Annotated in this window: 22 protein-coding genes; 9 read left to right on the top strand and 13 right to left on the bottom strand. The window is 60.5% G+C overall.

All coding sequences use genetic code 11. The features are described 5' to 3' along the window. Positions 1–126 precede the first annotated feature (126 nt). A complete protein-coding gene (locus ACSHXH_RS15550) occupies positions 127–1,011 on the bottom strand; it encodes a recombinase family protein (RefSeq protein ID WP_219519673.1) in 885 nt (294 codons plus the stop codon). Positions 1,012–1,237: 226 nt separating this feature from the next. Here ACSHXH_RS15550 and ACSHXH_RS15545 point away from each other — a divergent pair, with 226 nt between their 5' ends. After that, the gene (locus ACSHXH_RS15545) at positions 1,238–2,317 is read left to right on the top strand and encodes a hypothetical protein (protein WP_435672710.1); all 1,080 of its coding nucleotides are present in this window, start codon (positions 1,238–1,240) and stop codon (positions 2,315–2,317) included. 280 nt (positions 2,318–2,597) lie between these two features. Here the strand turns inward: ACSHXH_RS15545 and ACSHXH_RS15540 are convergent, their stop codons facing one another. Continuing rightward, complete coding sequence (locus ACSHXH_RS15540; protein ID WP_435672709.1) at positions 2,598–2,792, bottom strand: hypothetical protein; 195 nt, start codon at positions 2,790–2,792, stop codon at positions 2,598–2,600. Positions 2,793–2,896: 104 nt separating this feature from the next. Here ACSHXH_RS15540 and ACSHXH_RS15535 point away from each other — a divergent pair, with 104 nt between their 5' ends. Then, positions 2,897–3,559, top strand: a complete 663-nt coding sequence (locus ACSHXH_RS15535; protein WP_435672708.1) for a L,D-transpeptidase — start codon at positions 2,897–2,899, stop codon at positions 3,557–3,559. Positions 3,560–3,607: 48 nt separating this feature from the next. Here the strand turns inward: ACSHXH_RS15535 and ACSHXH_RS15530 are convergent, their stop codons facing one another. Continuing rightward, a complete protein-coding gene (locus ACSHXH_RS15530) occupies positions 3,608–3,892 on the bottom strand; it encodes a hypothetical protein (RefSeq protein ID WP_092465194.1) in 285 nt (94 codons plus the stop codon). Positions 3,893–4,074: 182 nt separating this feature from the next. On the opposite strand from ACSHXH_RS15530, the gene ACSHXH_RS15525 reads away from it, so the two are divergent. Both ACSHXH_RS15525 and ACSHXH_RS15520 read left to right on the top strand, forming a co-directional pair. Further along, on the top strand, positions 4,075–6,429 hold the full coding sequence (locus tag ACSHXH_RS15525) for a heavy metal translocating P-type ATPase (RefSeq protein WP_435672707.1): 2,355 nt from the start codon (positions 4,075–4,077) through the stop codon (positions 6,427–6,429). A 63-nt stretch (positions 6,430–6,492) separates the two neighbouring features. Then, a complete protein-coding gene (locus ACSHXH_RS15520) occupies positions 6,493–7,005 on the top strand; it encodes a L,D-transpeptidase family protein (RefSeq protein WP_009807972.1) in 513 nt (170 codons plus the stop codon). Here ACSHXH_RS15520 and lnt read toward each other — a convergent pair. From lnt to ACSHXH_RS15470, 10 genes are read right to left on the bottom strand one after another with little or no spacing between them, the layout of a single operon-like run. After that, positions 6,986–8,509 carry an apolipoprotein N-acyltransferase gene (gene lnt, locus ACSHXH_RS15515; protein ID WP_435672706.1) on the bottom strand — a complete coding sequence of 508 codons (1,524 nt, stop codon included), beginning with the start codon at positions 8,507–8,509 and terminating at the stop codon, positions 6,986–6,988. The genes ACSHXH_RS15520 and lnt overlap by 20 nt on opposite strands. Before the next feature lie 50 nt (positions 8,510–8,559). After that, positions 8,560–9,018 carry a signal peptidase II gene (gene lspA, locus ACSHXH_RS15510; protein ID WP_435672745.1) on the bottom strand — a complete coding sequence of 153 codons (459 nt, stop codon included), beginning with the start codon at positions 9,016–9,018 and terminating at the stop codon, positions 8,560–8,562. A 28-nt stretch (positions 9,019–9,046) separates the two neighbouring features. Then, on the bottom strand, positions 9,047–9,829 hold the full coding sequence (locus ACSHXH_RS15505) for a ZIP family metal transporter (protein WP_435672705.1): 783 nt from the start codon (positions 9,827–9,829) through the stop codon (positions 9,047–9,049). A 12-nt stretch (positions 9,830–9,841) separates the two neighbouring features. Further along, positions 9,842–10,297, bottom strand: a complete 456-nt coding sequence (locus ACSHXH_RS15500; RefSeq protein WP_009807976.1) for a DUF411 domain-containing protein — start codon at positions 10,295–10,297, stop codon at positions 9,842–9,844. Between the two features lie 3 nt (positions 10,298–10,300). Next, positions 10,301–11,674, bottom strand: coding sequence for a M23 family metallopeptidase (locus ACSHXH_RS15495; RefSeq protein WP_435672704.1), 1,374 nt, complete (start codon positions 11,672–11,674; stop codon positions 10,301–10,303). Then, positions 11,671–12,297: an SCO family protein gene (locus ACSHXH_RS15490; RefSeq protein WP_435672703.1), complete on the bottom strand. Its 627-nt coding sequence runs from the start codon at positions 12,295–12,297 to the stop codon at positions 11,671–11,673. The genes ACSHXH_RS15495 and ACSHXH_RS15490 overlap by 4 nt, the downstream gene beginning before the upstream one ends. Beyond that, positions 12,297–12,764 (bottom strand): copper chaperone PCu(A)C, encoded by a 468-nt coding sequence (locus ACSHXH_RS15485; RefSeq protein ID WP_435672702.1) that lies wholly within the window; start codon positions 12,762–12,764, stop codon positions 12,297–12,299. The genes ACSHXH_RS15490 and ACSHXH_RS15485 overlap by 1 nt, the downstream gene beginning before the upstream one ends. 23 nt (positions 12,765–12,787) lie before the next feature. Then, positions 12,788–13,447, bottom strand: coding sequence for a DsbA family protein (locus tag ACSHXH_RS15480; RefSeq protein WP_435672701.1), 660 nt, complete (start codon positions 13,445–13,447; stop codon positions 12,788–12,790). Beyond that, positions 13,444–13,866: a disulfide bond formation protein B gene (locus ACSHXH_RS15475; RefSeq protein WP_435672700.1), complete on the bottom strand. Its 423-nt coding sequence runs from the start codon at positions 13,864–13,866 to the stop codon at positions 13,444–13,446. The genes ACSHXH_RS15480 and ACSHXH_RS15475 overlap by 4 nt, the downstream gene beginning before the upstream one ends. A 5-nt stretch (positions 13,867–13,871) precedes the next feature. Further along, positions 13,872–14,474, bottom strand: a complete 603-nt coding sequence (locus tag ACSHXH_RS15470; protein ID WP_435672699.1) for an SCO family protein — start codon at positions 14,472–14,474, stop codon at positions 13,872–13,874. Positions 14,475–14,646: 172 nt separating this feature from the next. Here ACSHXH_RS15470 and ACSHXH_RS15465 point away from each other — a divergent pair, with 172 nt between their 5' ends. From ACSHXH_RS15465 to ACSHXH_RS15445, 5 genes are all read left to right on the top strand, one after another. Further along, on the top strand, positions 14,647–15,075 hold the full coding sequence (locus ACSHXH_RS15465; RefSeq protein WP_039965742.1) for a MerR family transcriptional regulator: 429 nt from the start codon (positions 14,647–14,649) through the stop codon (positions 15,073–15,075). A gap of 1 nt (position 15,076) precedes the next feature. Further along, positions 15,077–15,403: a YnfA family protein gene (locus ACSHXH_RS15460; RefSeq protein WP_009807984.1), complete on the top strand. Its 327-nt coding sequence runs from the start codon at positions 15,077–15,079 to the stop codon at positions 15,401–15,403. 198 nt (positions 15,404–15,601) lie between these two features. After that, the gene (locus tag ACSHXH_RS15455; protein WP_435672698.1) at positions 15,602–16,198 is read left to right on the top strand and encodes a cation transporter; all 597 of its coding nucleotides are present in this window, start codon (positions 15,602–15,604) and stop codon (positions 16,196–16,198) included. 95 nt (positions 16,199–16,293) lie between these two features. Then, on the top strand, positions 16,294–17,049 hold the full coding sequence (locus tag ACSHXH_RS15450) for a transglutaminase-like domain-containing protein (protein WP_435672744.1): 756 nt from the start codon (positions 16,294–16,296) through the stop codon (positions 17,047–17,049). Continuing rightward, positions 17,039–18,007 carry a cation diffusion facilitator family transporter gene (locus ACSHXH_RS15445; RefSeq protein WP_435672697.1) on the top strand — a complete coding sequence of 323 codons (969 nt, stop codon included), beginning with the start codon at positions 17,039–17,041 and terminating at the stop codon, positions 18,005–18,007. The genes ACSHXH_RS15450 and ACSHXH_RS15445 overlap by 11 nt, the downstream gene beginning before the upstream one ends. The last annotated feature ends 17 nt before the right edge of the window (positions 18,008–18,024 follow it).

Raw genomic sequence — 18,024 nt, 5'->3', positions numbered from 1 at the left:
GTCTTGGGCGACTGCGCTCTCGCTCTACTTCAACACCTCGTTGCCAACTACCTAGTGACCACAAGATGTATTGTGAGTGCGTACAGAAATCAGTCGGCAGAATCGGATGGGCGATTCTCGGGAATCTCAATCGAGCAGCCCCAGCCTCTCAGCCCGCTCCAGTAGCATCTTGACCGAAGAAGGCTGCCAGCTTGTCCGCCCGCGTGGTGTGCGTTCGCGCATCGCTTCCAGCCGGGTACAGATCGCCTGAAGCGTGATGTCGGGGTCCGCGCCCTTGATGCCGGCGACGATGGCGGGCAGACGGTCGTCGGTTTCGCGGCGCCCGGCGCGGGCCAGCACCTCGGCCGGCAGGAAGCCGTCGCGGACATAGGCCTTCACGGCGCGCAAGAGACGGCTTTGGGTCCAGCGACGCGCCTCGGGCAAGGGGCCGTTGATGATGCGCACCACGTCTTCCCAGGCCAAGTCGGGGCGCAACCGGCGCACATGGGGCACCCAATCTTGTGCCGTCTCGTTCAGACGCTCCATGTAGCCGTCTTGTCGTGCTAGCCGCACCTTGCGAAGAGCGGCAGGGTCTTTGGCCCGCAGTCCAGGGTTTCCGCCCACGCGGCCCTTTGTGCGCGCACTGGCGAGGCCGGCCTTGGTGCGCTCCCGGATCAGGGCGCGCTCGAACTCGGCCGCAGCGCCCAAGACCTGCAGCGTGAACTTGCCCTGCGGGGATCCAGTGTCGATCGGGTCCTGGATCGAGCGAAAGAACGCACCCCTGGCCTCCAGCCGCTCGATAACTTCCAGCAGATGCGACAGAGACCGCGCAAGCCGGTCGATCCTCACGACGACCAGCGTATCGCCACTCTGGATGCGTTCGAGCACACGCCCAAGCACCGGCCGCGCGCGATTGCCGCCTGAGGCGTGCTCTTCATAGATTTCGGCGCAACCCGCAGATTTCAGGGCCTGCGACTGGGGCAGGGGGGTTTGATCCTCTGTGGATACGCGCGCATAGCCTATCAATGGCATCAAAACAGTCTTTTTGCAGTTTCATATAGCGCCAATAAAAGACCGTTTGTAAACAGATGCAAGGGCGTGCTCTGTGGCGCTGTTCATCATAAAGCCGTTGGTTTCCATACGCTGAGCGCGATCAGAGAAATCTCGCAGACCACCGAGCGCGCGTGCTATATAAGGTATGCAGGCGCACTCTGACAAAACACTTGGGTAAATTGCAAAAGTGCCGTATTTTGCACATATGAAGCCTCAAGTATCCACGCAGTATGATATTTTTGACGACCCTCTAGTGGATGCGGAGGGGCTCGAAGAGGCGTCTGAGGACGACCTGTGGTTCCTGCCCGGTCCGATGGAAGTGGAGCCGGATTATCTGCCGCCCGGACCGAGGGCAGAGCTGCGTGAAACCGCAGTCCTCGACGATTGGCGGAAGGCAGAGGCAGGCAATGCCGCCCATCTCGCCCGTGTGGCTGGCCGGATTGGCGCGCTGGATGACCGTCTGCACCGTGGCCCGGAGGGCTGGCGGCACAGGCTCGCGCTGATGGAGGCGGCAGACCTCAGCTGGTTTGTGGGTGACCGAATTGGCCCGGATCGGCTGGCGCTTTGGATATCCATGCGCTTGTCCGGGGTGCAGGACGACACCGCAGCGCTCGCGCGTGTCGGATGGGCGGTGCGGCGTCTTACAGGCGGTCCCGGCCCAGAGATGGACCTGTCCGCTTTCCTCGATCGCCGTGACCCTGAAAACATGGCGGATGAAGCCGAGCCCTTTGCGGATCGCGCGGGCGGTTGGCTTGACCTGATGGCGCAAGCCGCCGACCTGCACCCGATCACACGCGCCTGCATGGGGTTTCACATCTGGAGCCTTGCGGGCCTCGGGCAACAGGGCGACCGGATGGAAGCCGCGGTTACCGCCGCACGCATTGCCGCCAGCGAAGGCCCGAATTCGAATGGGGGGGCCATCTTTGCGCCTCTGGCTACACGCGGGGCAGGGGGGCTGCGCGCCAATGGCCCATCGGCTGAGCGCTTGGAGCGTTGGCTCGAGGGAATGGAAACAGCATGCCTGACAGCAATGCGACACCTCGACGATATCCAGGCATGGTCAGCTCGGGCGGAAACCATGATGGCCCCGCTCTCTGGGAAGACACCACCAGCATTGCGCGCCGTGCTGACCGAATGGCCCGTCGTCTCCGCCCCAATGGCCGAGACCCTGACCGGTGCCAGCCGCGCCGCCGTCCAGCGAAACCTCGCCTGGATGGAAACGCGAGGCCTGATCCGCGAGGTGACTGGGCAGGGACGATATCGGATGTGGCGCACCACGACCTAAGAGATGAGCGTCATCGCTCGGTATCCTGACGGGTGCGTGCCAGTCAGCCAAAGTTCCGGTAGGAGGAGGCAAAGCCCGCCGGAACCTTGGCAATCAAGGTGCTCGAAGTTGGAGATACTCCTCGCCAGTGCGCAAGGTCGCTGTGGCCGGCGCTTCCGTGCGGTTGTGCCTTCACCATCTATGATTGCTGGTGAAGGCGGCGAGCAAGACGCCCGGTATTTTGGACACCGCGCGGCCCTGTTTGTCGTTGCTGCTTTGCTTGCCCCCGTCACCGTGCAAGTCAAAGTTCACCATACTGCCGTTCGCGGCTCAGGCGAAGCGGGCGATATGGCCCTCCTCCATCGCCAGCTTCGACAGGATCTGACTCTGCAGCAACCGTGGTCTCGGGAACAGGCCGGGTCAGGCTGGGCGGCGCGCGGATCTTTTCGTAGTAGCGGATGGTAAATTGCGGATCACAAGGATCGTGTGTGTTCACGAAAATATGTCCTTGAACCTCTAGCCACTAGAAGTCTTATCTAATCAAAGTGAACAGATACCGTTCTTGCCATAGATTGCTGGTGGGAACCGAAAGGGTAAGACATGCTGACAAGACGACACTTCATTCAAACAACAACGGCGCTATTCTCCGCGTCTGTTTCCAGCCCCCTGTTGGCCGATACCTGGCCCACCGAGGCACAGAAGGCTGAATGGGACGCGCAAGTCACGCCGCCCGGATTCGATCCGGCCGCGTCAAACCCTTGGGGCCTACACCCGCGCTTTTTGCCCCAACGCGTGATTGCGAAACCCGGGCTCGTGCCAGGAGACATCCATGTCGATGCGGTCGCGCGGTATCTCTATCATATCGAGGAGAGCGGGACCGCAATGCGCTACGGTGTGGCCATTGCCCGGGGCAACCTATACGAGCCTGGGGTCTACACGATCAAACGCAAGGTGAGGTGGCCGCATTGGACACCGACCCAGAACATGATCGAGCGGGATCCGGAAAACGCACGATGGGCCGACGGGATGGAACCCGGCCCCGAAAACGCTTTGGGATCACGAGCCATCTATCTGTACGTCGGAGACCGCGACACTTATCTTCGAATACACGGCACGCCCTATCCGAGAAGTATCGGCGGTCGAGCCAGTTCGGGTTGCGTGCGGATGGTCATGGCTCACATTAACGAACTTTATCCCAACGTTGAGATCGAATCGACGGCACATTTGTACTCAGCGGAGGACAGTGTCACCGCGCGAAGTTGAGTGTGGTGCGTAGGTCTGAGGCGCGTTGATGCAACGTCTGACGCGTCCTCAAGCTTCGCGTGCCACGCAGATCGGATTACCGTTCGCCGTGCGCAACGGCAGCAGCGTCGTTTCGACCGGCCCGCTGTGTTCGTACCAATAGCAGCCGTCTTCCGGCACGAGGCGCGCGGTTGCAACATCCTGATCCGGAGCAGCCATCGCAACCACGGCTTCGGGAACGTTGCCCGTCTGGTCTGCCGTGTCGTCCGGCCCTGTCGGCTGGATGGCGCATCCTGTCGTGAGCAAAAGCGCCACCGCAACCATCATTTTTTGCTTCAGCATCAAAACCTGCATCGAGTTTCCTTTCTTTTCTGTTTTTCTTCGTATCGGCTTTTTATGCCTTACGCCGTGATTGAGGCTGTCGTCGGACCGTCTAGCAAGAAAACAAACGGAAATACCACCGAACTTTTCTCTTGAAGCTCTAGCTACTGTAGGGGCTATGTCATGACAAAGCACCCGAATCCAGAGGTCCGTTCATGCCGTCCGACACCCACCGCCACGATCACGATCACGCCGAAGACGCCCAGGCAAGCGGCGGCAGTTGCTGTGGTAGCGCCGGAAAGTGCGGCGACATCGCACCGACGACGCCCGCGCCAACCGGCGGGCGCAGTTTTCAGGTGTCTGGCCTCGATTGCGCCGAGGAGGTCGCGATCTTGAATAAGGTAATCGGCCCGCAGATCGGCGGGGCCGAGCATCTCGCGTTCGATGTGATCAACGGGAGGATGACCATTCTCGACAGCGCAAAGAGTGTATCGGACGACGAAGTTGCGGAACTTGTCGCGAGCACCGGCATGACCGCGAAGCCGTGGAATGCCGAGAACGCGTCGGTCGACCAAGCGGCCCATCTTGCACGACAGCGGCTGTTTACGGCTCTCAGCGGCGGCTTCTGGGCGGCGGGTTTTCTCTGGCACATCGTCGAGACCGGTATGGGCGGGGCGCTCGGCCTCTTCGCGGGGCACGGCGAAGCGCCGATGCCGCTGGCCGAGGCCGGGCTTTTTGCAGTTGCTATCCTATTCGGCGTTTGGCTTGTGGCACCGAAGGCATGGTCGTCCGCACGTCGGCTGTCGCCCGACATGAACCTGCTGATGGTTGTCGCAGTCGCCGGAGCCATCGGGCTCGGTGAATTCTTCGAGGCAGCGACAGTGGCTTTTTTCTTTTCGCTGTCCCTCTTTCTCGAAAGCTGGAGCGTTGGGCGCGCGCGGAACGCGGTGTCAGCGCTCCTGGATCTTGCGCCACCCACGGCGCGCGTGATCCGCGATGACGGAAGCGAGACCGACATGCCCGCGGCGCAAGTCGCCGTAGGCTCAAGCTTTATTGTACGCGGTGGCGACCGTATCCCGCTCGACGGCGAGGTGACGGGTGGCGCGGGCGCGGTCGACCAGGCGCCGATCACCGGCGAAAGTGCTTTGATACCCAAAGAGGCCGGAGACGAGGTCTATGCGGGCACGATCAACGGCGAAGGTACACTAACGGTGCGCGCCACGAAGGTCGCCTCGGATACCGTCTTGGCCAAGATCATCCGCATGGTCGGCGACGCCCATGCCCGCCGCGCGCCGGTGGAACAGTGGGTGGCAAAGTTCGCCCGCATCTACACGCCTATCGTCATGGCTCTCGCCGTCGCAATTGCGCTACTGCCGCCGCTCATCTTCGGCGGAGCCTGGGATTACTGGTTCTACAATGCCCTCGTGCTGCTGGTGATCGCTTGCCCATGCGCTCTGGTCATCTCGACCCCTGTCTCCATCGTCGCAGCGCTCACCGCTTCGGCACGGGCGGGCGTCCTCATCAAGGGCGGTGCCTATGTAGAGGCGCCGGGCAGGACGACGGCGCTGGCCATGGACAAGACCGGCACAATCACCATGGGCGAGCCGGAAGTGGCGACGGTGCACCCGCTGGGCGGGGCTTCAGCGCAAGATTTGATGACCCTCGCCGCAGGACTGGAGGCACGTTCGTCGCACCCTTTGGCGCGTGCCATTCTCGCGCGGGCGGAGGCCGACGGCGTCAAGGTGTCCGCCGCAGAGGATACCCGCACCATTCCCGGCAGGGGACTTGAAGGACGCACTGACGGACGGTCGATCTGGCTGGGGTCGGACCGGTTTGCCGAGGAGAAGGGTTTCGGCGACGCCATTCCGAAGGATCTGCGGGAGCGGATCGAAGGCGCCGGCAGCACCCTTGTCGCTGTCGGCGATGAAACCGGTGTGACGGGCATTCTTGAACTGCGCGATCGCATCCGCCCTGATGCCAAGGGCATCGTGGCGCAACTTCACGCGCAGGGCGTGAAGACCATCGTCATGCTGACCGGTGACAACGAACGAACAGCGCGCGCCGTTGCCGCCGAGGTCGGTATCGACGAGGTGCGCGCTGAGCTTCTGCCCGAAGACAAGGTGACAGCCATCGAAGAACTGGTCAAAACTCATGACATGGTTGCCATGATCGGCGACGGGGTGAACGATGCTCCCGCAATGGCGCGCGCGCATTATGCCATCGCGATGGGTGCGGTTGGTTCTGACGCGGCAATCGAGACGGCGGACATTGCCCTTATGACCGACGACCTCGGCAAGGTGCCTTGGCTGATCGGTCATTCGCGCCGGACAATGTCGATTATCCATCAGAACATCGGTATTTCCTTGGCGACCAAGGGAGTTTTCGTTGTCGCTACCGCGTTCGGAATGGCATCGATGTGGGGCGCTATTGCAGCCGACGTGGGTGTGTCATTGCTGGTGGTGGCGAACGCCCTGCGCCTGCTCAACAGCCAAGAGGCCAAGGCACCGCCGTCCGGTGGCGAGCAGGTTGGGCCACAGATCGCAAAGGCCGCGCTTGCCCACGGACATTGATCACGCGGCATTTGCAAGGTAACATTATTTCCATATCAGACCTCACGAAAGAGGCATCGAGCAGTGAAAACCATCCGATTTCCCCGCCGCGCCGTCCTGTTGGGTGGCTTAGCGGCCTTTTTGTCGGGCTGTGCCGGCAAGTTCCGCAGCTATGACGGACCCGAAGTGACGCGACTTCGGCTCTACAAGGGACAGCGTTTGCTTGTTCTCGACGGATCCGATCGCGTGCTGCAAACCTATCCGATCGGGCTGGGCTTCGCTCCTCAGGGTCACAAGCAATTCGAGGGAGACGGTCGGACCCCGGAGGGCACCTACATAGTCGATAAGCGCAACCCTGAAAGTACGTATCATCTTTCAGTTGGCATCTCTTATCCGAATGAGGCCGACATCGCCTTTGCCGCAGCGCAGGGCCTTTCCCCCGGCGGCGACATCTTCATCCATGGTGGTCCACGCCCCGGCATCGACCCGACGGACATCCGCGACTGGACAGCTGGCTGCATCGCAGTCACAGATCGGCAGATCGAGGACATCTATGCAATGGTGAAGGACGGAACGCCTATCCACATCTTTGCATGACGGTCTTTCTCATGCGGCGGTAGTTAGCCGTCGCATTGGCCGCCAGAGCCCAGCTCCACGAAGCCAAGATGAGCGCCAGCAACATCCAGTCCCCAAAAAGCGCATATGGCGTAGGCGGCTGCGCTGAGGGAAGATCAGCGTCGATGATGCCCCTTTCCCCGGTATCGAGCCGCGCAACGATCTCTCCGTTCGCGTCGATGACCGCAGAGATGCCCGTATTGGCGGATCGGATGACAGGAAGGCCTTCCTCGACGGCGCGCATACGTGCGGATGCGAGATGCTGCTCGGGTCCGATACTTGTGCCGAACCAGGCATCGTTCGTCGCGTTGAATATCCAGTCAGGCCGGAACAGGTCGTCGACCACATGGCCTGGGAAGATGATCTCATAGCAGATCGCCACGGCGACCAGCGGCATACCCGGAAGCGCAAGCGTTCGCAGGCCCGGTCCGGGCGTAAAATCGCCCAGCCCCGCCGTCAGCCGCTCGATCGGCAACCAGCCGCGGAATGGCACGTATTCGCCAAAGGGCACGAGATGGTGTTTCGCGTATCCGGTCAGGATCTCACTGTTATCGTCAAAAGCCTGGACGGTGTTGAAATATCGGGTGCCATCCTCACTCGGTACACGGTCCGGCACTCCGGTGAGCAGCACGCTGCCGTCCGGAAGCGCAGCCGCGATACGGGATCGCGCCTGGGCATCCTCATCGAGGAAACCGGGAAAGGCAGTTTCCGGCCAGAGAAGAACGTCGAAATCGCCGGGCTGGGTTGAAAGCTCGATATAGCGCGCGAAGGTCGCCTCGCGGTTCTCGGGCGCCCATTTCTCCTCTTGGGGTACGTTGCCCTGAACGATGCGCAGGTCGACATCCGGTGGCTGTGGTGCATTTGACTGGAGGCGAAGCGTGCCGATGGCCCACATCGTCACGATGCCGGCCAGCGGCATGAGCGAGATGATCAATCGTTGTCGCCCGACCGCCATGAGAGCCGCGCCGGGGAGTGCCGCTACGAACACGGTGAGAAAGCTTAGCCCATAACTTCCCACCCAGGCGGCGGGCTGGCGAAGGGCGGCGTAATCAACAAGAGCGTAGCCGGCGAGGTTCCACGGAAAACCTGTCAGAACGTGACCGCGCAACCACTCGGCCGCGGTCCATGAGGTCGCGAACAGGAGGCAGGCCAGGAGACTGCCCATGGCTCCGCGCCGCGCGATTTCGACGAAGAGCACGGCGGCAATGGCCGGGAAAATCGCGAGACCTGCGGACAATCCCGCGACGGCCGGGATCGCCAGCGCTCCGAAACGCTCGGCCTCGACGTAGAAACTTTCCGCGATCCACGAAATCCCGAAACCGAACTGGCCGAGACCAAACGCCCAGCCGACGAGAAAAGCACGCCCGAAGGAGAGGTCGCGAAGACCGACAAACAACGCAGAATAGGCAACGGGAACAAGCAGGAGAATCGAGAAAGGCGGGAAGGTTAGAACGGTCAGCGCCCCGGCGGCGAAACCAAGCGTCATCCGCGAGAGCAGACGTTTGCGCAGAGCGAAGCAGTTCAGAATTACCGGCTTCACGACTTGATCGGACGCCGCGCACTGATCCAGGGTGCGGCGAGCAAGAGCCCCACGCCACTGACGACAAACACATCGGCCATGTTGAAGGCAGGCCAATGCGTTGAGTTGATGTAGAAATCCAGGAAGTCCGTTACAGCCCGATACCGCACACGATCAAAGACATTGCCCAAGGCCCCACCAATAATCACGCCATAGGCAAGCGTTTCGACCACATTTCCGGCGCGAAACAGCATAACCCCCAGCCAGCCGCAGATGGCAAGAGCGAGAGCTATGAGGCTCCACCATGGTGCGCCGCCAAGTAGTCCGAAAGTGACGCCATCATTGCGATAAAAGACAAGGTTAAAACCCGGAAACACGGAGATTCCGGTGCTTAAAGAGGCCGCATTCGCCACAACAATGGCTTTTGTGATCTGATCGATTACGAAAGCGGTAAGCGCCGCAAAAATGCCGATCACCGGAGATAGTTTATGCACTGGCATTGCGTCACCCCAACCAAACATCGAGAAAAAGCATCAAAACGAGTCCGATGGCCAAGCCGAGCGTTGCCTTGTTCTGATGGCCGCTGCGATGGGTTTCGGGGATGATTTCGTGGCTGATGACATAGAGCATGGCGCCTGCGGCAAAGGCCAAGCCCCATGGCAGCAGCGGTTCCGACAGTGTGATGATGCCCGCCCCGAGCAAACCGCCAATCGGCTCGACCATGCCCGTTAGCGCGGCGATGCTCCATGCGCGCAGCTTCGGATATCCTTCGCCCAACAGGGATACCGCGACGGCCAGCCCTTCAGGCGCATTCTGAAGCCCGATGCCGATAGCGAGTGGCAGACCGCCCTCCATACCTCCGGAACCGAAGCCAACTCCGACCGCGAGGCCTTCGGGGAAGTTGTGGATCGTGATCGCGATGATGAACAGCCAGACCCGCCGTAAGGACGCCGCTTCGGGCCCTTCGCGTCCCGTTCGGAAATGCTCGTGCGGCAGCCTTTCGTTCATCAATGCAACGGCCCCCATGCCCAAAAGGATCGAGACGCAAACGATGGCCGCAGGCATCGCGCCGTTTTCGAACATCGGCTCCGCCGCATCCAATGCCGGGATGATCAGAGAAAAGAACGAGGCTGAGAGCATGACGCCCGCAGCGAAGCCGAGCGACAGATCGCGCGTCGCCCGCGAAGGGATGCGCCCGAACAGCACGGGAATTGCTCCGACTGCCGTGAGCGATCCGGCGGCAAGGCTTCCGAGAAAGCCGAGCATTATCGGAGACAGGTTTTCCATAAGCGGGCCAGATTATCCTTCTGCGTAGCTTGAAAAGACTTCGGTCGACCCGTCCTCGCGGATGAGGAAGACATCATAAGCTTCACGGTTTTCTTCCGGCCCCATGCCGGGCGAGCCATAGGGCATTCCCGGAACGGCGAGGCCGACGGCGTCCGGGCGTTCCTCAAGAAGGCGGCGGATATCAGCGGCCGGGACATGGCCTTCAATCACGTAGCCCTCTATGAGCGCGGTATGGCAGGAGACCATGCGCTGCGGCACGCCGTTGTCGAGCTTGAAACGAACCAGCGACCCGCCAAACATGTTCTCGCCCGTCGGCGCGAATCCGTTTTCCTCGAGATGGTTCATCCAGGACAGGCAGCAGCCGCATCCGTTGGTCTTGCGGACGTCTATCGCTGTTGCCTCTGCGAGGGCCTGGGCCGCCGGGAACAGGGCGAGCGCGATGGTCAGAGCTTGGGTCATGCGTTTCATGGGTCAGAGCCTTTCGGTTGTCGTCTGGGCAATTTCGCTGTCAAGGTTTTCAGTCAGAAGCGCGCGCGCCGCGGTCAGACGCAACAGCGCGGCGGTATCATCCACCTCGTTCTCTGCGGCTTCGGCGAGCCGGTCGTCAGAGAGAGGGTCAGTCGGACGCCCATCTACGAGGACTTCGTAGTGCAGGTTGGGACCTGTCGCTGTGCCGGTTGCGCCAACGCGCCCGATCACATCTCCCGCCGCCACGCGTTGGCCCTGTGTTAGGCCCTCCGGCACGGCGCTGAGATGCGCGTAGCGCGTCATGGTCTCGGAGCCGTGAGAGATTTCAACCACGCGTCCATAGCCGCCTCGCCAGCCGATGAAGCTGACCCGGCCCGGTGCCGTCGTCCGTACCGGCGTCCCGCTTGCCGCGGCAAAATCGACGCCGGTGTGCATCCGGACGTTTCCGTAGACCGGATGTGTGCGGCGCCCGAACACCGAGCTGAGGCGCGCGCCCTCGACCGGCTGTGCAAAGACGCGAAGCACCTCGCCATCGACGTAGATCGTCGCCTGACCGCTGCCGTCGTCCGGCCAAACGATCTCGTAAAGCGAATCGCCGATTTCCAGTGCGGCGAAGGCGAGGTCCGGCTGTCCGATCCTGTCATCGCCGACGCGCGCCTCGCGCCAGAGAAGCCTTAGTGTCTCGCCTCCAGCCATCTCACGGCGGAAATCCACGGTTCCACCCAGCATTTGCGCAAGGTCCACGGCAAATCGGGCGGGGATGCCGGCATTGTCGAGTGCCGCGAAGATCGAGGTGTCGATCACGGCCTCCCCAGCAAGGGTTACGATCTCCGGATCCGGCGCCACGACCTGCGTGGACACCTGCTCGCCAAAAAGTACCTCGATCCGCACCCCGTCCTCGACGGCGAGCGAGACGGTGCGGGGGCTGCCATCCATAGTCGAAACAACAGTGACCGAATTCCCCGGCCGCAACCGTCGCAGATCGTATTCCGCGCCAAGTGCAAGGGCGACTTCCGCCCGGTCGGCTCCCGCAAGACCGGCTTCGGAAAGCAAGGAGTCGAGCGTTTCACCAGAAGAGATGTCGCGAGACCAAGTCAACAGGGGCGGTTCGATCGCCTGCATCGGCCTGTCAACAACAGCGGCCTGCAGCAGGGGCAAGGGGCCGAAGCCGGGTGTATCTTCCACCCACGCCGTAGCTGGCAACGACAACGGAATGTCCAGGCTCCGGGGAGCTTCAAGACGCTGGGGCATCCAGCTACCTGCCTGGGCAAGTTCTGGCGGCACGGGTTCTTTCGACAGAACATCGAAGAAGGCGATAGCCGCCCCCGAAACGGTCCCCGCAAGCGCGACACCTGCCGCAAAAGTTCTGAGCCTCATGTCGCCCCCTCCGTTTCTTCTTCCAGCGCGCGGCGGATCTTCGGTACCGCGAATTCCCTCGGTTCATGATAGTCAATCATGGTGACGAACCGTCCAGCGGCACCGAACAGGAAGACGCTGGCCGTGTGGTTCATCGTGTAGTCGCCGCCTTCCCTGGGCACCCGCTCGTAGGCAGCGCGGAAGCCGTCCGCGATGCGCGCAATCTGCCCCTCCGGTCCCGTCCAGCCGCGGATCGCTGGGTGGAAATAACTGACATATTCTGCCATCGCCTCGACGGTATCGCGCTCGGGATCGACCGTGATGAAAACCACGTTCAGCTGTTTGGCTTCGTCTCCTAAATCGTCGAGCCAACCTGAAATGTCCGAGAGCGTGGTCGGGCAGACATCGGGGCAGTAAGTGAAACCGAAGAACGCCATCGTCGGTCGCCCGATCAGGGTTTCCGGCCCGACCTCGTTGCCTTCATGGTCAGTCAGGCGGAAATCCATCTCGGTCAGAGCCATAGGCCGCTGCCCGATAGGTTCGGGCGCACCGGGTCCGTCGACCCGCCACCAACCGACGAAGAGCGTCAAGGCAATTGCACCGGCACCGGCCGCGCCGTATCCTGCGATCGTCCTTCGTCGCATTAGTCTTCCGGTCCGCGTGCGCCGATGCCAAGGATCGGCACCTCGACCGTCACCTCGCCCCCGTCGACAAAAAGTAGGGTCAGCGGAAAGGTTTCCCCTTCCGTCATGGGTTGTTGTAGCCGCATCAACATCGCGTGGAGGCCGCCCGGCTCAAGCGCGACGCTCTCGCCCGGGGCGATCGAGATCTCACCTGCCGCGCTCATGGAACTCACACCTTCGGCATTGGTCTTCGTCTCGTGGATCTCGGGCATCATCGCGAGGGGTGTTGAAAGACCAATCAGCGTCACCGGCTCGTCGCCAGTGTTGCGGATCGTCATGTAGGCGGCCCCGGGGCGGTTCATCCCTATGGAGGCGCGGGACCACGCGCTTTCGACGACGACATCCACGGGTCCGGCCAGTGCGGGTACTGAGAGCCCTCCAAAGGTCAAGAGCGCGGCCAGTGTGCCCGTCATAATAATCTTTTTCATCGTTTTGGTCCTGCCTTTTCCATTCAGCTTTGCACGGCGGCAACTTCCGCGGCCACTAATCGACGCAGTTCTGCCTCCCCGAATGGATCGAGCGACTTGCCGTTTACAAAGAAAGTAGGAGTCTGGCGAACTCCCACGGTTTCGACGTCCGCACGATCCTGATTCAGGATCGCAACGACATCCGGTGCCAGCATTTGCGTGCGCGCGGCCTCTGCATCGAGTCCGGCAGTGGCGGCGATCTGGAGGACCAGACCGGGCTCAGGCGCGCCGTGCGACGCCCATCTCGGCTGATCCTGCAGAACGGCTTCGAGCACCGGCTCGTAAACGCCTTGCATGCGTGCTGCCTCGAGCACGCGGATCGCTTCCTCGGATGCCTCGCCATGAAACGCGGTGTAGCGGATAACGACGCGGACGGCATCTCCATGCTGTGCCATGATGTCCTTCACGATCGGATGGAAGGCGCGGCAAGCCTCGCAGGCGGGGTCAAAGAATTCGACAATCGTGACGGGCGCATCGGCAGGTCCGAGGATGGGCGAGTAGGGGCGGATCATTGCGTCCGCGAGTTCCGGAGCAACGGGATCTGCTTCGGCCATCGGGCCGGAGCGGGATGCATACCAGGTGGCTCCGCCGAAACCGGCAACGCCGAGGGCGAGAACGGACAGGATTAAGCCGCGTCGATTCATGTTTGTGTTTCCTTCAATGAAAGGGCCGACAGGAACCCGATCAGCGCAAAGGCGGCCAGCGCCATCAGCGGGATCGGGATGCCGAAGACCAATTGGTTATCATCGGTGCAAGAGGGGCCGGTGGCCGTGCAGGGCTGGATGCGTTCGGGGATCAGGCCCGCGTAGAGGCCCATGTGCCACAGGGCGACCACGCCACCACCAAGCGCCAGAGCGATGCCATAGCGCCCGACGCTGCTGTCTCGCCACCAAAGGCCGAGGCCGAGAATGATCGCGAGCGGGAACATGAAGGCGCGCTGGAACCAGCACAGCACGCAGGGTGTCTGCCCCATCACTTCGCCGATGAAAAGTACAGCAAGCGAGGCGACGAGGGCAACAATCCATGCCAGCCCGAGGGCGGTTTCTGCGGGTATGCGGTTCATGTCGGTCAGATCCTCTCTTCCAGATCGGCGAGAATCTCTTCAGCGGACGTGCCATAGGGCCATGAGTCTGCAAAGCCTGCCTCGGGGTCGAATAGAAACAGATGTGACGTGTGGCCCATTGTGTAGCCATCCGGCGCTGTGGCCTCTTCGATGCGTTCAAAGAAGATCGGAAACGTTTCGGATGTAGCGGCGATCTGTTCGGGCGTACCTGTCAGCCCGATGATGTTCGCATCGAACAGCGGAACGAATTCGGCGAGTGCCATGGGCGTGTCCCGTTCGGGGTCGATGGTTATGAAAATCGGCTGGACCCTCGCGGCATTGTCGCCCAGACCGTCCATCACCGCCGCGACCTCAGACAGTGTCGTCGGGCAGACATCGGGGCAGTTGCTGAAGCCGAAAAATACCAACATCCAACGCCCCGAAAAGTCTTCTTCCGTGCGAACCATACCTTGGTGGTCCGTCAATTCGAATGCGGCGAGAAACGCCGGATCGGTGTCGGTTCGGGCGCGGTCAGCGCGATAGTCCGACCAGAGCAAAAGCCATACGAAGGCAAGCGCCGCGGCGCCTGCCAAAACCCAAAGAAATTTCTGTGCCGATGTAAGGGACAATCCTGCGCGCCTGATTTTGATTCTTGATTATTGTCGCGTTTACATCCTCTAGCTACTAGAGGTTCAAGCGCGAAATCACGTTGTGGCTTAAACTCACGCGTCTGTGAATCCTGCACTTGTTTATTGGGGCGGCAAAACCTACAAAGACTGTAACTTTTTCATGGAGGCGAAGATGCTCACGATCGGCACTCTGTCAAAGAAGACCGGCACAAAGGTGCAGACCATTCGGTACTACGAGCAGATCGGGCTCATGCCCGAACCTGGCCGGACTGAAGGCGGACAGAGGCGCTATGACAATGCACAGCTCGACCGACTGTCCTTCATCCGCCATTCGCGACAACTCGGCTTCTCGCTTGATGCGATCCGCGAGCTGCTCGACCTCAGCGACCAGCCCAATCGGCCCTGCGAAGAAGCCGACGCGATTGCGCGTCGCCAGCTAAAGCAGGTGGAGCAGCGCATGGCCCGTCTGAAGGCGCTGCGCACCGAACTGAAACGCATGGTTCACGAATGCAGCGGTGGACGTACCGCCGATTGCAAGGTGCTTGAGGTGTTGCGGGATCATTCCGAATGTTTGACCGAACATGACGAGATCGGCGCCTGAGATGCCTGCCGCGCTTGCATACCCGCTTGCGGCCTTGGCCGAGATCGCCGGGTGTTTCGCGATCTGGAGCTGGTGGCGCCTCGGCGCATCCGCGGCTTGGCTCGTACCCGGTATTGTAGCCTTGGTGGTATTCGGGTGGCTTCTGGCGCAAGTCGAAACGGTTGCTGCGGGCCGCGCCTTTGCCGCCTATGGCGGAGTCTACATTGCGGCTTCGGTACTGTGGATGTGGCTTGCAGAGGGTCACAGACCGGACAGGTGGGATGCGCTTGGCACAGCCGTTTGCTTGCTCGGCGCAGCTATAATACTGGCCGCGCCACGAACCAATTGAACTTTATGGTTTGAACTTGAAACCGTCTCAAATCGCGATCTCATCGCCCCATAAAAAGGGCTATGCTCTGCATTGGTTGGGGCGCCTGCCTGAAAGCTCCCGACGGTCGTACGTGGAACTGACCATCAATAATCAATCCGGAACCCTGATCTGCCAGAGAGGTTGAAAGATCATAGTTCACAAATTGGAATGGGAAGTATGGCGGCAGAAAAACGAGCAGAAAGACGCAGACTTTGGATCGTTCTCGGTCTCAATATCAGTCTTGCTGCGGCCTTTTTCGCAACTGGGACCTTCGGGGATTCCAGTGCCCTGATCGCCAACGGGCTCGACAACCTTTCAGACAGCTTGGTCTACGCAATCAGTCTGTTTGCATTGTCGCGGTCTGCGAAATGGAAACGTGGCGCGGCGAATGTCTCGGACGGCCTGCTGATCGTGTTCGCCATCGGGATCCTTTATGATGCTTGGCGCCGCTATGTCGGTGGGTCGGATCCCCTTGGCACCGTTATGATCGTCATGGCGCTGATCGCGGCGGCCATCAACTCAGTTTGTGTCTGGTTGCTCGCTCGGCTCAAAGATCCGGACGTCAACATCCGCGCGGCCAATACTTTCAGCTGGAACGACTTTGCGGCAAACCTCGGAATCGTAGTCGCAGGTGGCCTCGTTGCCTGGCTGGGAACGAACTGGCCCGACCTAGTCGTCGGTGTGATTATCGCCGGGATCGCGGCCTGGGGCGGTGTCAATATCCTACGCGACGCACACGGTGAACACCACAAAGCAGTTCACACGGACAAGTAGTTGCGAGAGATCGTTTCTAAAAGAAGGGGTTGAAGCTACAGTAACTATAGAGACTAGTCTGTTCCAAGACGATTCGAGGAGCGACTCCGTTGCAGATAACCAACCCCCTACTTGCACCCACCAAACTACTGGATTTTGATGCCGCGCCTCTTGCGCATCTAATAGAGAGCCGCAGCTGGCGCGACTTATCCGAATACGATCGGATCGGAGCTGCCTATGATTTCGTTCGAAATGAAATTGCGTTCGGATACAATCGAGCTGACGACATCCCCGCATCCGAGGTACTTTCCGACGGCTACGGGCAGTGCAATACGAAAGGCACGCTCTTAATGGCGCTGCTGCGTGGTGTTGGCGTTCGTTGCCGGTTGCATGGGTTTACGATCCACAAAGGCTTGCAGCGCGGTGTTGTCCCAGAGTTGGTGTATCCGCTTGCTCCAGAGGAAATTCTCCACTCGTGGGTAGAGATCGAATTTCAAGGGGCCTGGATCAACCTTGAAGGCTTCATCCTGGATGACGCTTTCTTCGAAGTCCTGCAAAGATCGTTCTCGGACACGGACAGTCTCTGCGGTTATGGCGCGGGCACGGATTGCCTTGGCGCGCCTCCCGTCGCCTGGAACGGAGAAGATACCTACATTCAGAAAACCGGCATCGTGCAAGATTTCGGCGTGTACGATACGCCCGACGCCTTCTATTTGTCCCATGAGCAATCCTTTGGAAGGCTGCGTGGTGCCCTTTACCGTCATATAATACGCCACTGGATGAATACGCGCGTACGTGGTTTCCGCAGCGGCCGCCTGAAGACTGACCGACGCGCGACACACGCGCATGAGGAGCTTGCCAATGTCGCATGATCACGGGCACGCGAATATCGATCCGAATTCTGGGGATCGACGGGTTGCGATCGCGATCTGGGCGAATGGGCTACTTACTGTTGCGCAAATCGTCGGGGGCATATTGTCGGGCAGTCTAGCACTTATCGCCGATGCGCTGCACAACTTTTCCGATATGGCCTCGCTTGTCATTGCCTTCGCCGCGCGCAAGATCGCGCGCCGCCCGGCCGATGAGCGCATGACTTTCGGCTATGGCCGGGTCGAAATCGTCGCTGCCCTGATCAACTACACCACCCTGATCGTGATCGGCTTCTACCTGATCTACGAAGGTGGCATGCGCATGATTGATCCACCCGAAGTCATGGGGTGGACCGTCGTCATTCTCGGTGGAATTGCGCTTGTGGTCGACACGCTGACCGCAATGCTGACCTATTCGATGCAGAAGGGGAGCGTGAACATCCGCGCGCTGTTTCTCCACAACCTTTCGGACGCGTTGGCTTCAGTGGCCGTCATAGTTGGCGGGACGCTCATTATACTTTATGATATGCGTTGGGTGGATCCGGCCATCACCATCGGCATCGCGCTCTACATCCTGTATCTGTCCTTCACCGAAATAGGGGGCCCAATTCGAACCCTGATGCTTGGGAGCCCACCAGATATTGATGGAAATGACGTGGTCAGAGCGATCCAGAGTGTCGATGGCGTTGTGGACGTGCATCATGTCCACCTGTGGCAAATGCAGGAGAACGCTGCGGCATTGGACTGCCATATTGTTGTCGAACGCGACCGGATGGGTGAGGCCGACAAAATTAAAGAAAACGTCAAATCGGCGCTGCATGAACGTTTCTCAATCGAGCATTCCACGCTTGAATTCGAAGCGAGCGACAATGCGCATCAGGAGGCGCAGGTGTTCGGACACGGTGGATTCACCAACGAAGTGCAAATTCTGTATCAAAACAGGATATTGCATGGAGTATGAACAATGGGACGCTGTTA

The sequence above is a fragment of the Marivita sp. genome, assembly GCF_051251565.1.
Lineage (GTDB): Bacteria > Pseudomonadota > Alphaproteobacteria > Rhodobacterales > Rhodobacteraceae > Marivita.
This window is presented reverse-complemented; position numbering and strand designations above follow the sequence as displayed.

What these genes read in the sequence shown, in the direction of transcription:
- ACSHXH_RS15550 (WP_219519673.1), bottom strand. Translation starts at nt 1,011, where the DNA reads ATGCCATTGATAGGCTATGCGCGCGTATCCACAGAGGATCAAACCCCC.
- ACSHXH_RS15545 (WP_435672710.1), top strand. Translation starts at nt 1,238, where the DNA reads ATGAAGCCTCAAGTATCCACGCAGTATGATATTTTTGACGACCCTCTA.
- ACSHXH_RS15535 (WP_435672708.1), top strand. Translation starts at nt 2,897, where the DNA reads ATGCTGACAAGACGACACTTCATTCAAACAACAACGGCGCTATTCTCC.
- ACSHXH_RS15530 (WP_092465194.1), bottom strand. Translation starts at nt 3,892, where the DNA reads ATGCAGGTTTTGATGCTGAAGCAAAAAATGATGGTTGCGGTGGCGCTT.
- ACSHXH_RS15525 (WP_435672707.1), top strand. Translation starts at nt 4,075, where the DNA reads ATGCCGTCCGACACCCACCGCCACGATCACGATCACGCCGAAGACGCC.
- lnt (WP_435672706.1), bottom strand. Translation starts at nt 8,509, where the DNA reads ATGACGCTTGGTTTCGCCGCCGGGGCGCTGACCGTTCTAACCTTCCCG.
- ACSHXH_RS15505 (WP_435672705.1), bottom strand. Translation starts at nt 9,829, where the DNA reads ATGGAAAACCTGTCTCCGATAATGCTCGGCTTTCTCGGAAGCCTTGCC.
- ACSHXH_RS15500 (WP_009807976.1), bottom strand. Translation starts at nt 10,297, where the DNA reads ATGAAACGCATGACCCAAGCTCTGACCATCGCGCTCGCCCTGTTCCCG.
- ACSHXH_RS15495 (WP_435672704.1), bottom strand. Translation starts at nt 11,674, where the DNA reads ATGAGGCTCAGAACTTTTGCGGCAGGTGTCGCGCTTGCGGGGACCGTT.
- ACSHXH_RS15490 (WP_435672703.1), bottom strand. Translation starts at nt 12,297, where the DNA reads ATGCGACGAAGGACGATCGCAGGATACGGCGCGGCCGGTGCCGGTGCA.
- ACSHXH_RS15485 (WP_435672702.1), bottom strand. Translation starts at nt 12,764, where the DNA reads ATGAAAAAGATTATTATGACGGGCACACTGGCCGCGCTCTTGACCTTT.
- ACSHXH_RS15480 (WP_435672701.1), bottom strand. Translation starts at nt 13,447, where the DNA reads ATGAATCGACGCGGCTTAATCCTGTCCGTTCTCGCCCTCGGCGTTGCC.
- ACSHXH_RS15475 (WP_435672700.1), bottom strand. Translation starts at nt 13,866, where the DNA reads ATGAACCGCATACCCGCAGAAACCGCCCTCGGGCTGGCATGGATTGTT.
- ACSHXH_RS15465 (WP_039965742.1), top strand. Translation starts at nt 14,647, where the DNA reads ATGCTCACGATCGGCACTCTGTCAAAGAAGACCGGCACAAAGGTGCAG.
- ACSHXH_RS15460 (WP_009807984.1), top strand. Translation starts at nt 15,077, where the DNA reads ATGCCTGCCGCGCTTGCATACCCGCTTGCGGCCTTGGCCGAGATCGCC.
- ACSHXH_RS15455 (WP_435672698.1), top strand. Translation starts at nt 15,602, where the DNA reads ATGGCGGCAGAAAAACGAGCAGAAAGACGCAGACTTTGGATCGTTCTC.
- ACSHXH_RS15445 (WP_435672697.1), top strand. Translation starts at nt 17,039, where the DNA reads ATGTCGCATGATCACGGGCACGCGAATATCGATCCGAATTCTGGGGAT.